General features: G+C 51.6%; 15 protein-coding genes. 13 read left to right on the top strand and 2 right to left on the bottom strand.

All coding sequences use genetic code 11. The annotated features are described in order from the left end of the window. Nucleotides 1-2: 2 nt before the first annotated feature. On the bottom strand, nt 3-1,292 hold the full coding sequence (purD, locus tag ATY27_RS16950; protein ID WP_208931776.1) for a phosphoribosylamine--glycine ligase: 1,290 nt from the start codon (nt 1,290-1,292) through the stop codon (nt 3-5). Nucleotides 1,293-1,304: 12 nt separating this feature from the next. Next, the gene (locus tag ATY27_RS16945) at nt 1,305-2,129 is read right to left on the bottom strand and encodes a class I SAM-dependent methyltransferase (RefSeq protein WP_208931775.1); all 825 of its coding nucleotides are present in this window, start codon (nt 2,127-2,129) and stop codon (nt 1,305-1,307) included. Between the two features lie 222 nt (nt 2,130-2,351). Here ATY27_RS16945 and trmJ point away from each other — a divergent pair, with 222 nt between their 5' ends. From trmJ to ndk, 13 genes are all read left to right on the top strand, one after another. Further along, entirely contained in the window at nt 2,352-3,089 is a 738-nt protein-coding gene (gene trmJ, locus ATY27_RS16940; RefSeq protein WP_208931774.1) for a tRNA (cytosine(32)/uridine(32)-2'-O)-methyltransferase TrmJ, read from the top strand. A gap of 15 nt (nt 3,090-3,104) precedes the next feature. Next, on the top strand, nt 3,105-3,914 hold the full coding sequence (gene cysE / locus ATY27_RS16935) for a serine O-acetyltransferase (RefSeq protein ID WP_208931773.1): 810 nt from the start codon (nt 3,105-3,107) through the stop codon (nt 3,912-3,914). 118 nt (nt 3,915-4,032) lie between these two features. After that, a complete protein-coding gene (gene iscR / locus ATY27_RS16930; protein ID WP_208931772.1) occupies nt 4,033-4,515 on the top strand; it encodes a Fe-S cluster assembly transcriptional regulator IscR in 483 nt (160 codons plus the stop codon). Between the two features lie 19 nt (nt 4,516-4,534). Next, nucleotides 4,535-5,749 carry an IscS subfamily cysteine desulfurase gene (locus ATY27_RS16925; protein ID WP_208931771.1) on the top strand — a complete coding sequence of 405 codons (1,215 nt, stop codon included), beginning with the start codon at nt 4,535-4,537 and terminating at the stop codon, nt 5,747-5,749. A gap of 43 nt (nt 5,750-5,792) precedes the next feature. Further along, complete coding sequence (iscU, locus tag ATY27_RS16920; RefSeq protein ID WP_208931770.1) at nt 5,793-6,176, top strand: Fe-S cluster assembly scaffold IscU; 384 nt, start codon at nt 5,793-5,795, stop codon at nt 6,174-6,176. A 5-nt stretch (nt 6,177-6,181) separates the two neighbouring features. Beyond that, nucleotides 6,182-6,505: an iron-sulfur cluster assembly protein IscA gene (iscA, locus tag ATY27_RS16915; RefSeq protein ID WP_208931769.1), complete on the top strand. Its 324-nt coding sequence runs from the start codon at nt 6,182-6,184 to the stop codon at nt 6,503-6,505. A gap of 12 nt (nt 6,506-6,517) precedes the next feature. After that, on the top strand, nt 6,518-7,042 hold the full coding sequence (gene hscB / locus ATY27_RS16910; protein ID WP_208931768.1) for a co-chaperone HscB: 525 nt from the start codon (nt 6,518-6,520) through the stop codon (nt 7,040-7,042). Between the two features lie 5 nt (nt 7,043-7,047). Next, nucleotides 7,048-8,904, top strand: a complete 1,857-nt coding sequence (gene hscA, locus ATY27_RS16905; RefSeq protein ID WP_208931767.1) for a Fe-S protein assembly chaperone HscA — start codon at nt 7,048-7,050, stop codon at nt 8,902-8,904. A 1-nt stretch (nt 8,905) separates the two neighbouring features. Then, nucleotides 8,906-9,244, top strand: a complete 339-nt coding sequence (gene fdx / locus ATY27_RS16900) for an ISC system 2Fe-2S type ferredoxin (RefSeq protein WP_208931766.1) — start codon at nt 8,906-8,908, stop codon at nt 9,242-9,244. A 227-nt stretch (nt 9,245-9,471) separates the two neighbouring features. Beyond that, the gene (locus ATY27_RS16895; protein WP_208931765.1) at nt 9,472-10,599 is read left to right on the top strand and encodes a porin; all 1,128 of its coding nucleotides are present in this window, start codon (nt 9,472-9,474) and stop codon (nt 10,597-10,599) included. A 47-nt stretch (nt 10,600-10,646) separates the two neighbouring features. After that, the gene (locus tag ATY27_RS16890) at nt 10,647-11,720 is read left to right on the top strand and encodes a hypothetical protein (RefSeq protein WP_208931764.1); all 1,074 of its coding nucleotides are present in this window, start codon (nt 10,647-10,649) and stop codon (nt 11,718-11,720) included. 14 nt (nt 11,721-11,734) lie between these two features. Then, on the top strand, nt 11,735-12,148 hold the full coding sequence (locus tag ATY27_RS16885; RefSeq protein WP_208931763.1) for a phosphate ABC transporter substrate-binding protein: 414 nt from the start codon (nt 11,735-11,737) through the stop codon (nt 12,146-12,148). 155 nt (nt 12,149-12,303) lie between these two features. Beyond that, nucleotides 12,304-12,735 (top strand): nucleoside-diphosphate kinase, encoded by a 432-nt coding sequence (ndk, locus tag ATY27_RS16880; protein ID WP_208931762.1) that lies wholly within the window; start codon nt 12,304-12,306, stop codon nt 12,733-12,735. Nucleotides 12,736-12,947: the final 212 nt, after the last annotated feature.

The raw sequence follows: 12,947 nt of genomic DNA, 5'->3' as shown, positions 1-12,947 counted from the left end.
CTTTACTTCTGTTGTTCCCGCGCCACGGCGCGATAGCCGATATCACGGCGACTGAACACGCCATCCCAGTGGATTTGGTCCACCAGCTGATAAGCGGCTTGTTGCGCGGCCGTCACGTTGGTACCTAAAGCCGTGGCACACAGCACCCGGCCACCGGCGGTCAGCACCTGGTCATCTTTGAGTACAGTCCCGGCATGGAACACTTTGGCTTCCAGATTATCGTCGGTCGGCAGACCAGAAATCACATCGCCTTTGCGATAGTCATCCGGGTAACCTCCGGCAGCTAGCACCACACCGACTGCGGCCCGCGGGTCGAACTGGATGTGCTGCGTATCAAGTTTACCTTCGCAGGCCGCTGCACAGAGTTCAACTAAATCCGACTGCAGACGCAACATGATAGGTTGCGTTTCCGGGTCACCAAAGCGGCAGTTAAATTCCAGCACTTTGGCGGTGCCGTCCGGCGCGATCATCAAGCCGGCATAGAGGAAACCAGTATAGATCTGGCCTTCTGCTGCCATTCCCTGCACTGTTGGATAGATCACTTGCTGCATTACCCAATCGTGCACGGCAGGGGTGACCACCGGCGCCGGTGAATAAGCGCCCATACCACCGGTGTTCGGGCCTTGGTCGGCGTCGTCGCGCGCTTTATGATCCTGTGAAGAGGCAAATGCCAGCGCGTGCTGACCATCTACCATGACGATAAACGATGCTTCTTCACCGATCAGAAACTCTTCCACGACGACACGGCTGCCGGCGCTGCCGAACTTGTTGCCGGCCAGCATATCTTCAATGGCAGCAAAAGCTTCGGCTTCGGTCTGGGCAATGATCACGCCTTTACCGGCGGCCAGGCCATCGGCTTTGATCACAATCGGCGTGCCCATCTCTACGACAAAAGCTTTGGCATCTGAGATATCGGTGAAAGTCTGGTAATTGGCCGTCGGGATTTGATGCCGGGCCAGGAAGTCTTTGGCAAAAGCCTTCGAACTTTCCAGCTGGGCTGCACCTTTGGTTGGGCCAAAGATCTTTAAGCCATCAGCCCGGAACGCATCGACCACGCCGCGCGCCAGTGGTGCTTCTGGACCAACGATGGTCAGGGCGATCTGTTCAGCTTTGGCAAACGCCAGTAAAGCCGGGACATCATCAGCCGCAATAGCGACGTTGGTTAAAGTGCTTTCCAGTGCAGTACCGGCATTACCCGGTGCTACAAACACCTGACTGACCTTTGGCGATTGTGCCGCTTTCCAGGCCAGCGCATGTTCACGGCCACCGCCGCCAATCACAAGAACTTTCATCGGTTTATCCACTTATTTAGTTGCAGGTTTACGGAATTTAAGAGTCATCCGGTCGCTTTCACCAATGGCCTGATATTTAGCTTTATCCTGCTCTTTATTGGTGTAAGTCGGCGGTAACGCCCAGACGCCGCCCGGATGGTCGGCAGTATCTTTTGGATTGGCATTCACTTCACTGCTGCCGTCTAAAACAAAACCAGCCTGTTCTGCCAGTTTGATCACCAGGCTTTGCGGCATATAACCGGATTTCTGCCAGGCAGTATTCAGTTTGCTCTCTGGCAAGCGATGTTCAACCACACCCAGCACGCCACCCGGTTTTAACGCGGTATGGAAGGATTTAAACGCGGTCAGCAGGCTTTCATCGCCTTTGGCCATGTACCAGTTGTGCAGGTTACGGAACGTCAGTACCACATCCGCGCTACCGGCCGGCGCGATTTGCTTGCCACCGGCGGCAGAAAATTCAGTCACTTCGACCTTGCTGTATACCGGATTGGCGGCGAGTTTTGCCAGATAATCAGCCCGGCCTTTTTTCGCATATTCAGAGGTGGCATCTTTTGGCTGATGCGCGGCGTAATATTTACCTTGCTGTTGCAGTAACGGCGCCAGAATTTCAGAGTACCAGCCACCGCCCGGAGAGATTTCTACCACAGTGCTTTGTGGCGTGACTCCGAAGAAACTCAGTGTTTCCACCGGATGGCGATATTGGTCACGGGCTTTATTGGTGGCACTGCGGACCGGGTTGTCGACTGCGGCCTGAATGGCAGCGGTATCAGCAGTAACATTAAAGGAAGAAAAGGCGAACAAACTGGAAATAACCACGAGCGAAGTCAGAGCTTTCATGCGATCTATCCTTATTGTGGGGGAAACGGGCGCTATTCTAGCAAAGCCATCAGGGCTTTGCAGTGGCAAATACGTCGAACTAACAGTTACAGACTTTGAATTTTAGATGGCCAGACATCTTTTTTTCCTGCCCAATGGCAAAAGCCTTATGCTAAAATGCCGCTCTTTTTTAAATCGCTATGCCTTTTCTCTGGGCATGGCGTCAGCCCGGGCTTTTTATTTATGTTTGCACAGATCCGCATCGTCCTGATTGAAACCACCCACAGCGGCAATATTGGCTCGGTGGCGCGGGCGATGAAAACTATGGGTCTGTCGCAGCTGGTACTGGTGTCGCCAAAAACCGAAGTCGACGGTCAGGCGTATGCATTGTCTGCCGGTGCCAGTGATGTGCTGGCCAATGCCCGTATTGTCGACAGTCTGAGCGCCGCTATCGCAGATTGTCCACTGGTGATTGGCACTAGTCACAAAGCCAAAAGCCTGGATACGGCCGTTTTAGATCCGCGTCAGTGCGGTCTGAAAGTCGCGGCCGAAGTGGCACAGGGCCCGGTGGCGATCGTGTTTGGCCGTGAAAGCAATGGCTTGTCGAATGATGAACTCAGACAGTGCAATTTTCATTTGTGCATACCGACCAACGCCGAGTACACCTCGCTGAATCTGGCGATGGCGGTACAAGTGGTCAGTTACGAGATCCGTATGGCGCTGCTCGGCGAACAGACACTGCCGCCAGCCGATGTACCGGAAAAATACCCGACGGCAGAGCAGCTGGAAGGTTTTTATCAGCATCTGGAAACCACATTGGATCAAACCGGATTTATTATCCGTCAGCATCCCGGCCATATCATGATCAAGCTGCGCCGGCTGTTTAGCCGGGCGCGGCCCGATGAAACTGAACTGAATATTCTGCGTGGCATTTTAACCTCAGTGCAGCGCTTTGGCCGGCAGGGCCGGCAAGACGATTAATACAAGGATCGGGCTATGTTTGCAGGCATCAAAGAAGATATTAAGAGTGTATTTGAACGCGACCCGGCAGCACGCAATTTTATTGAAGTTCTGACTAACTATCCGGGTTTGCATGCAATTTGGTGGCACCGGATGAACCACCGGTTGTGGCGCGCCAATTTTAAATGGCTGGCGCGGTTTTTAAGTACTATTGCGCGCTGGCTGACCGGCGTTGAGATCCATCCGGGTGCAAAAATTGGCCGGCGTTTTTTTATCGATCACGGTATGGGCGTGGTGATTGGTGAAACCGCGGAAATTGGAGACGACGTGACGCTTTACCATGGCGTAACCTTGGGCGGCACCAGCTGGAACCCGGGCAAACGACATCCGACGCTGGGCAACAACGTCGTCATTGGTGCCGGGGCAAAAATTCTCGGGCCTTTATATGTCGGCGAAAACGCCCGCATCGGCTCGAATGCCGTGGTGGTCAAAGACGTGCCACCGGGTGCCACAGTCGTCGGGATCCCGGGCCGTATTGTCGCCAAACAAGGCGCCGAAGTAACCGAGCAGCGTCAGCAAATGGCGAAAAAATTTGGTTTTGATGCGTACGCGGTCGCCAGCGACAACCCTGATCCGGTCGCGAATGCGATTGGCCGGATGCTGGATCATATCCACTGCCTGGATAACAAGGTTGCGGAGCTGTGTCAGAGCGTCAATCAGCTAGGCGGCAATGTCTGTACTGAGGTGCCGGTGATGAATATTGAAGATGAAGCGTTCCGCGAAGCTGAGCGGTTAGCGGCGGAGCAGCGCAAGCAGCAACTGGACGAGTTTGACCCGACGATTTAGTCCGTGAATGTCGCCAGAATAGCAATAATACCTGACTAATTTAGTAGGATTAATACTTGACTAAATCAGTCAGGAATGTAAAATCGGCGCCATCCCTCAACCGGACTCCGGAGTTCTGATGCGACTTACCTCGAAAGGGCGTTATGCCGTCACCGCCATGCTGGATGTGGCGCTGCATGCCAGCTCCGGCCCGGTGCCTCTGGCTGACATTTCGGTTCGTCAGGAAATTTCCTTATCTTATCTTGAACAATTGTTCGCCCGCTTACGTAAACATGGTCTGGTCAGCAGTGTGCGTGGTCCCGGCGGTGGTTATCAGCTGGGTAAACCGGCAGCACAAATCAGCGTCTCTGAAGTGATCAGTGCCGTTGACGAGTCAGTCGATGCGACACGTTGTCAGGGTAAATCCGATTGTCAGGGCGGCGCCAAATGCCTGACCCACAGTTTGTGGAGCGATCTAAGCGGTCGCATTGAAGATTTTCTGACCCAGATCACTCTGGGTGAATTGGTCAGCCAGCATGAAATTCAGCGCGTGGCCAAGCGGCAGGATAGCCGGCAGTTAAAACATCCTATCAGCGAAATTGAAGTCAATTGCCAGTTGTAGACTTCAGACGGAGCCAAGCATGAAATTACCGATTTATTTAGACTATGCTGCCACCACCCCGGTCGATCCGCGGGTTGCGGAAAAAATGATGCAATATCTGACGATGGATGGCGAGTTCGGTAATCCGGCCTCACGTTCACACCGGTTTGGCTGGCAGGCGGAAGAAGCGATTGAAGTCGCCCGTAGTCAAATCGCGGATTTAATCAATGCAGATCCACGCGAAATCGTGTTCACATCAGGCGCCACCGAGTCTAATAACCTCGCGATCAAAGGCGCAGCGCAGTTTTACCATAAAAAAGGTAAACACCTGATCACGCTGCGAACCGAACACAAAGCGGTGCTGGACACTATGCGTGCGCTGGAACGTGAAGGTTTTGAAGTAACTTATCTGGATGTCGAAGCGAACGGCTTATTAGATCTGGAAAAATTCAAAGCAGCTTTACGCCCTGACACGACAGTCGTCAGCGTGATGATGGTGAACAACGAAATCGGTGTGGTACAGGATGTAGCCGCAATTGGCGAGCTGTGCCGGGCCAATGGCACCATTTTTCATGTCGATTCAGCCCAAGCTGCCGGCAAAGTTGACATTGACCTGCAGGCACTGAAAATTGACCTGATGTCGTTTTCAGCCCACAAAATTTACGGTCCAAAAGGTATTGGTGCGTTGTACGTGCGTCGCAAACCACGCATTCGTTTAGAAGCGCAAACGCACGGCGGTGGTCATGAGCGCGGTATGCGTTCAGGTACTCTGCCGACGCATCAGATTGTGGCGATGGGCGAAGCCTTCCGGATTGCAAAACTGGAAATGGCCGAAGAAAATCAACGCTTTGCCACGCTGCGGCAGCGGCTGTGGGATGGCATCAAAGACATCGAACAGGTGTTCTTAAATGGTGATGCCACGCACCGTGTGGCGGGCATTACCAACATCAGCTTCAACTACGTCGAAGGTGAATCACTGATTATGGCGCTGAAAGATATCGCCGTGTCTTCAGGTTCAGCCTGTACGTCTGCCAGCCTGGAACCTTCGTACGTGTTGCGTGCATTGGGATTGTCCGATGAACTGGCACACAGCTCGATTCGCTTTAGTATCGGTCGTTTTACCACCGAAGCGCAGATCGATCACACGATCAAAATCGTGCACGAAGCAATCGCCAAATTACGTGAAATGTCGCCGTTGTGGGACATGTACAAAGACGGTATTGATTTAAATACAGTGGCCTGGGTGGCTCACTAAGCACAGGTGGGGCGCAAACCCAGCCTGAATTGAGGTAAAGATCATGGCATACAGCAACAAAGTTATCGATCACTACGAAAACCCACGCAACGTCGGCGCTTTTGCCAAAGACGACCCGACGGTCGCCACTGGCATGGTCGGCGCACCGGCATGTGGTGACGTGATGAAACTGCAAATCAAAGTGAACGAGCAAGGCATTATCGAAGATGCCAAGTTCAAAACATACGGCTGTGGCAGCGCTATTGCTTCCAGTAGCCTGGTCACTGAATGGGTCAAAGGCAAAAGCCTGGACGAAGCGGCGTTAATCAAAAACACCGATATCGCGCAGGAATTGGCACTGCCACCAGTGAAGATTCACTGCTCTATTCTGGCGGAAGACGCGATCAAAGCGGCGATTGCGGATTACAAGCAACGTCACGGGAGTTAATTGCGATGGCGATCACAATGACAAGCGCAGCTGCAGATCGGGTGCGTAGTTTTCTGACTAACCGCGGCAAAGGCCTGGGCCTGCGCGTCGGCGTTAAGACCACTGGTTGTTCTGGCCTGGCTTATGTGCTTGAATTTGTTGATGACCTCAATGAGGATGATCAGGTTTTTGAGCAAGACGATTTGAAAATCATCGTCGACGGCAAAAGCCTGGTCTATATCGACGGCACGCAGTTGGATTTTGTCAAAGAAGGCTTAAACGAAGGTTTTCAGTTCAACAATCCAAACGTCAATGGCGAATGCGGTTGTGGTGAGAGCTTTACCGTTTAGACAGGTATATCGATGAATTATTACCAGCTGTTTCAGCTTCCTGCGCAGTTTGATGTGGATCTGACCGAGCTGGGCACGCGTTATCTGGCGCTGCAGAAGCAATTCCATCCGGATAACTTCGCCAGCGCCTCTGAACGTGATCGTTTATTGGCCGTGCAACAAGCAGCCAATATTAATGACGGTTACCACAGTCTGAAACAGCCCCTGCTGCGTGCTGAGCATTTATTAGCGCTACGCGGTGTCAAAATCAGTGCTGAACAACGCAGCTTTACCGACACCGTCTTTCTGCTGCAGCAAATGGAATTGCGTGAGTTGCTCGCTGAGATCGCCGACTCGCCGGATCCAGATGCATTGATTGACGACGCGGAACGGCAAATCGGCGTGCAGAAAAAGCAGCTGTTGGCCACGTTAAGTGCCGCTCTCGGCCAAAACACACATGAGCAGGATTTAGCTGCGGCTGATATAATCCGCAAACTCAAATTTTTCTTTAAACTCGAGCAAGAGCTTGAGTTTATTGCACAGCAGACACAAGACTAAATTCCATGGCCTTATTACAAATTGCTGAACCCGGCCAAAGTGCCGCGCCACATCATCACAAACTCGCTGCCGGTATCGATCTTGGCACCACCAATTCTTTAGTTGCCACCGTGCGTAGTGGTGAAGCCAGAACGCTGCAAAATAAGCAGGGTGATGACATGGTGCCATCCGTCGTGCGTTATACCGCCGACAAAGTGATAGTGGGCAAAGCTGCGCAGGCGGAGGCGGCACTGGATCCGCACAATACCATTGTGTCGGTCAAACGGCTGATGGGGCGTGGTTTTCAGGAAACGCTGGCACTTGCGGCGGATTTGCCTTATCAGCTGGTCGATCAACAAGGTTTGGTGGCGCTGGAGACTATCGCTGGCGTGAAAAACCCGGTTGAAGTGTCGGCGGAAATTCTCGCCACACTGGCAGATACAGCCAGTCAGACCCTGGGGGGCGAACTGACCGGCGTGGTCATTACTGTGCCGGCTTATTTTGACGATGCCCAGCGTCAGGCCACTAAAGACGCGGCTCGCTTGGCCGGTCTTAATGTCTTGCGGTTATTAAACGAACCGACAGCTGCTGCTTTGGCGTATGGCCTGGATTCCGGTCAGGAAGGCGTGATCGCCGTGTATGACCTCGGCGGCGGCACTTTTGACATCTCTGTCCTGCGCCTGAGCCGTGGTGTATTTGAAGTGCTGGCCACCGGCGGTGATTCTGCATTGGGCGGCGATGATTTTGATCACCTGGTACTGAGTCATTTGAAACAGCAGGCTGGCCTGACTGAACTGAGCCATCAACAATTGCGCCAGTTCCTGCAGTTATCCCGCCAAATCAAAGAAGCTTTAAGCAGCGCCGACAGTTACAGTTATCAGCTGGATGTGGCAGGTATTGCCACGACATTCAGCCTGAGCCGGGCTGAGTTTGAAGCATTGGTACAACCGTTAGTGCGCCGCACGCTGCGGGCCTGCAAACAAACCTTGCGGGATGCTGGCCTCGATGTGGCCGATGTTGCCAAAGTGGTGATGGTCGGTGGCTCCACTCGCGTACCTTTGGTACGTCAGGCGGTGGCTGAATTATTTGAAACAGAACCACTGACATCAATCGATCCGGATAAAGTGGTTGCCATCGGCGCGGCCATCCAGGCTAACGTGCTGGTGGGCAATAAATCGGACAGCGATACGCTGCTGCTGGACGTGATCCCGCTGTCGCTCGGTATTGAAACCATGGGCGGTCTGGTGGAGAAAATTATTCCACGCAATACCGTGATCCCGGTCGCGCGGGCGCAGGAATTTACCACCTTTAAAGACGGTCAGACCGCGATGGCAATCCATGTGCTGCAAGGCGAGCGCGAAGGCGTTAGTGATTGCCGTTCGCTGGCTCGTTTTGATTTAACCGGGATCCCGCCAATGGCTGCCGGGGGCGCGCATATCCGCGTCACGTTCCAGGTTGATGCTGATGGTCTGCTCAGTGTCATTGCGCAGGAAAAATCCAGTGGCGTCAGTGCGTCCATTGAAGTAAAGCCATCATATGGTCTGAGCAATGACCAGGTGGCGCAGATGATCCAAAATTCGATGCTGTACGCCAAGCAGGATATGCAACTGCGGTTATTGCGTGAACAGCAGGTAGAAGCGAACCGGGTGCATGAAGCGGTCAGTGCCGCGTTAAGTGCCGATGCGCATTTGTTGTCTTCAGCCGAACTGCAGCACATTGAACAAGCATTACATCAGTTGCAGCAATTGACCGCCGGTGACGACACTGCTGCGATCAAAGCAGCGATTGAACATACCAATCATTTAACTGATGATTTTGCGGCGCGGCGAATGGATATGTCTATCCGGATGGCGTTGCAGGGTCATAAGGTCGACGAGGTCTGATATGCCCCAAATTATTTTTTTACCTCACCCGGAATTATGTCCCGATGGTGCCGCATTAGAAGCCACTTCCGGTGAGACAATTCTGGATGTCGCCTTAAAAAATGGCATTTCCATTGAGCATGCCTGCGAAAAGTCCTGTGCCTGCACTACTTGCCATGTGGTGGTGCGTGAAGGTTTTTATTCGCTGAATGAATCCGATGAACTGGAAGAGGACATGCTGGATAAAGCCTGGGGGCTTGAACCTGAGTCTCGTCTTGGTTGTCAGGCGCGGGTCAGTGATGTTGATCTGGTTGTTGAAATTCCGAAGTATACAATCAATATGGTTAGTGAAGGTCATTGATTTATAAATGTATTTAAGAGTTTCGAAACCAAAAAAGCCTGCAGCAGCAGGCTTTTTTTATCCATCTGAGACATTTCTTGTAAGTAGCTGAAATCTAATATAAAGTCCGCTCCAATTTTTTTTCGGCGTTACGGAACTTAAATTTATAGTTCTGAATTTTCTGGTTTTTTTACTTCGGTGGACTAAGCTGGTTGAAAAATGTCGTGGTAAGTCTGGAGCGTGTGTGAATGAAAAAGACTCTGATTGGATTGGTGGTGGCTGCAGCCTGTGTGATGTCAAATACGGCATTGGCTGAAGTGAAAATCAATGGTTTTGCCTCAATTAAAGGCGGTATGACCACAGGCAAAGATGACACTTTATATGGTTATACCAATGACCTTGAATTTAAAGAAGAATCGCTATTTGCAGTGCAACTTTCATCGGATCTCGGGGAAAAGTTATCAGTCACAGCCCAACTGATGGCAAAAGGTGCCAATGACTACGATGCCAAGTTTGCCTGGGCATTTCTGAGTTATCAGCTCGATGATAACTGGCGGTTAAACGCCGGCCGCATCCGGATCCCATTTTATAAGTATTCCGATTATCTGGATGTGGGTTACGCCTACGACTGGATACGTACCCCGCGCGCAGTGTATGACCTGCAATTTGATACGATGGATGGTTTATCGCTGTATTATTCCGGCACTATCGCCGACATGTCATCCAATGTGCAGTTAATTTTCGGCTCCTACGAAGGTGAGTTGTCTGTCAACGGCGCGCTGTCAGACAGTAAAATTCAGGATGCGACCGGCATCACCTGGGAGTTGAGCAATGACTGGCTGAGCGCACGACTGGCTTATGTTATGGCTGATGTCACCATTAATGCGACCGCATTAAATCCGCTGCTTTCCGCTTTGACCCAGTTTGGTTTTGGCTCGGTTGCACGGGAAATTGACTTTAATGAAGATGAAGGCAGTTTTTTCGGCTTTGGGCTGAGTTATGACCGCAATAACTGGGTAGCAGTGTCGGAATACACGCACGTCCGGGTGAAGAACTCTTATTTTGCCAACAAAGATGCCTATTACCTGTCGGTGGGCCGGCGTTTTGACAGCATCACACCTTATATTTCTTATGAAAAAGACGATGATGAAAGTAAGTCAGCTATCTACCAACCAATTCCGGCACAGGTTCCGCTGAAAAAAACGGTCGCGGCTGTGGTTGAAAGCCAGCTGGCTGACCGCGATACCTGGAGTTTTGGCATGCGCTATGACTTCCACCCATCCGCAGCATTTAAAGTGCAATTGAGCTCAGTCAAAGACAACTACAGCTTGCAAAAAGACCGCCTGCTGAGCATGGGTGTTGATCTGGTATTTTAATGAAACCCCGGCAGGGGAGCAGCAGAAAGAATGAGAGGAGTTTTGCGATGAAAACGTCCCTGATTGCAGCCGCACTGGCTGCAGGTGTGGTCAGCGGCAGTGTGTGTGCCGATGTTGATATCTCCGGTTTTGCCTCAGTGGTTGGCGGTAAGGTGATCAGCGGGGAAGGCGTACCTGAGTTTGGCCTTGAGCCCACTTTTCTGGCCAATTATCCAATTGTTGGTTTTTACGAAGAAGACTGGAGTTTTAAACCAGATTCGAAATACGGCCTGCAAATCAGCGCAGATTTGACTGAAGGTCTGACGGCGACGGCTCAAGTCGTTGGCCGCGGCGCGGATGATTTTAATGCCGAATTCGAATGGGCTTATTTGTCTTACACGCTGAATGAACACTGGACCCTGCAAGCCGGTAAAAAGCGTCTGCCACTGTATTATTATTCTGATTTTTTTGATGTCAGCTATGCCTATCTGTGGATCCGCCCGGCGGCGGATAACTACACCTGGCAGATCTTTAACTACAACGGCGTGAATGCGCAGTTTAACTATCAGGTCAATGACTGGACGGTCAGCGGCAATATTTATACCGGCCGCGAAGATGACACGGAAAACAAACTGTTGTCCGAGTTTTTTGGTTCGCAGCCAATCCGTGAAATTTGGAAAAATATTGTCGGTGGTGTGCTGAGTCTGAATCGCGATTGGTTGGATTTACGCTTCACCTACATGACCTATCAGAATGAACGGTATCGCAATGGCGTGAAAGTCACCTGGGACGGTGATGATTCCCGTCGCGGTAAGTTTGCCGGTGTGTCGGCAAACGTCGATTACAACAATTGGGTGGTGTTGACCGAATTTAACCGTCTGACACTCGATGGCGGCGATTTTGATACCTATTTACTGTCTGCGGGCTATCGCGTGGGGCAGTGGACACCTTATGTGTCGTTTGCTGATTTTGACTCGGAATCTGAGATGCATAGCACCAGCAGCATCGGTGCACGCTGGGATTTTCATAGTTCTGCAGCGTTTAAAGTGCAATACGACGATGTCACCGATGACGGCATAAATGGCCAAATGGTTGCGGGTGACAGTAAAGCCATTACGTTTGGCATTGATTTAGTATTCTAAGTGTGGAGAAAACCATGAACTGGTTGAAATTTGTAGCTATTCCATTGGTTTTAACATCGGCTGTAGTCTCTGCGGAGGTCGCCGTCGTGGTGCACCCGTCTAATGCAGCCAGCCTGGACCAGGCTGAGATTAGCCGGTTATTTACCGGGCGTGGCACCGCTTTTAATAATGGCAGCAAAGCCACGCCATTCAATCTGGCGGAAGCGGCACCGGCCCGGGCTGAATTTGACACAAAAGTGTTAGGCAAGTCGTCCAGTCAAATGAAAGCGTATTGGTCAAAGCTGGTCTTCACCGGCAAAGGCACGCCGCCAAAAGAGCTGGCAACAGATGCTGACGTGAAAGCGGCAGTAGCGGCGGACCCTGCGGCAATCGGCTATATTGATGCAGCTGCAGTGGATGCGACCGTCAAAGTGGTTGGCAAGTTCTGAAGGCTGTTGTTGTGAAAAACCCGGCATTTGCCGGGTTTTTTTATGGGGATGTCATCAGCCTGTCAGCTCAAACAGAAAACATAGGCAAGCAATGCACGATAGCGTATAATTCGCGACCGCTAAATTTTCAACCATTCTTTTAAAGGGAGTCTGACATGGCTTTAGAACGTACTTTTTCCATCATCAAACCAGATGCAGTTGCCAAAAACGTGATTGGCGCTATCTACAACCGTTTTGAATCAGCAGGTCTGCGTATCGTTGCAGCGAAAATGCTGCACCTGAGCCGTGAACAGGCTGAAGGTTTCTACGGCGAACACAAAGAGCGTCCATTCTTCAATGCACTGGTTTCTTTCATGACTTCAGGCCCGGTGATGATCCAGGTACTGGAAGGTGAAGACGCCGTACGTAAAAACCGCGAAATCATGGGTGCTACCAATCCAAAAGACGCAACAGCCGGCACTTTACGTGCTGACTACGCGGCCAGCATCGATGAAAACGCAGTACACGGTTCTGACGCTGCTGCATCAGCTGCCCGTGAAATTGCTTTCTTCTTCAGCGACGCTGAACTGTGTGGCCGTACCCGTTAATCCGGTACAGATGAAGGGTTGGCTTTAATGCCAGCCACATCGTCAGGACACGGACAGAAAGGGGCCTAGGCCCCTTTCTTGTCTTGAACCCGGGACGATTTTTTCTGTCATATCTGTCACCCGATGCATCACGATGCCGGGCCGATATACCAGACAAAATCGCCGCACCAATCCAGCAAGTTAGATTGCAGCCACGCTGCCATCGGAGTGAA

Source organism: Rheinheimera sp. F8, from assembly GCF_001518915.1.
This window is presented reverse-complemented; position numbering and strand designations above follow the sequence as displayed.

Excerpts from the sequence above, each read along its gene's own strand:
- ATY27_RS16890 (WP_208931764.1), top strand. The coding sequence starts at position 10,647 with ATGAAAACGTCCCTGATTGCAGCCGCACTGGCTGCAGGTGTGGTCAGC.
- ATY27_RS16925 (WP_208931771.1), top strand. The coding sequence starts at position 4,535 with ATGAAATTACCGATTTATTTAGACTATGCTGCCACCACCCCGGTCGAT.
- purD (WP_208931776.1), bottom strand. The coding sequence starts at position 1,292 with ATGAAAGTTCTTGTGATTGGCGGCGGTGGCCGTGAACATGCGCTGGCC.
- ATY27_RS16945 (WP_208931775.1), bottom strand. The coding sequence starts at position 2,129 with ATGAAAGCTCTGACTTCGCTCGTGGTTATTTCCAGTTTGTTCGCCTTT.
- iscU (WP_208931770.1), top strand. The coding sequence starts at position 5,793 with ATGGCATACAGCAACAAAGTTATCGATCACTACGAAAACCCACGCAAC.
- hscB (WP_208931768.1), top strand. The coding sequence starts at position 6,518 with ATGAATTATTACCAGCTGTTTCAGCTTCCTGCGCAGTTTGATGTGGAT.
- hscA (WP_208931767.1), top strand. The coding sequence starts at position 7,048 with ATGGCCTTATTACAAATTGCTGAACCCGGCCAAAGTGCCGCGCCACAT.
- iscA (WP_208931769.1), top strand. The coding sequence starts at position 6,182 with ATGGCGATCACAATGACAAGCGCAGCTGCAGATCGGGTGCGTAGTTTT.
- trmJ (WP_208931774.1), top strand. The coding sequence starts at position 2,352 with ATGTTTGCACAGATCCGCATCGTCCTGATTGAAACCACCCACAGCGGC.
- iscR (WP_208931772.1), top strand. The coding sequence starts at position 4,033 with ATGCGACTTACCTCGAAAGGGCGTTATGCCGTCACCGCCATGCTGGAT.
- ATY27_RS16885 (WP_208931763.1), top strand. The coding sequence starts at position 11,735 with ATGAACTGGTTGAAATTTGTAGCTATTCCATTGGTTTTAACATCGGCT.
- ATY27_RS16895 (WP_208931765.1), top strand. The coding sequence starts at position 9,472 with ATGAAAAAGACTCTGATTGGATTGGTGGTGGCTGCAGCCTGTGTGATG.
- cysE (WP_208931773.1), top strand. The coding sequence starts at position 3,105 with ATGTTTGCAGGCATCAAAGAAGATATTAAGAGTGTATTTGAACGCGAC.
- ndk (WP_208931762.1), top strand. The coding sequence starts at position 12,304 with ATGGCTTTAGAACGTACTTTTTCCATCATCAAACCAGATGCAGTTGCC.
- fdx (WP_208931766.1), top strand. The coding sequence starts at position 8,906 with ATGCCCCAAATTATTTTTTTACCTCACCCGGAATTATGTCCCGATGGT.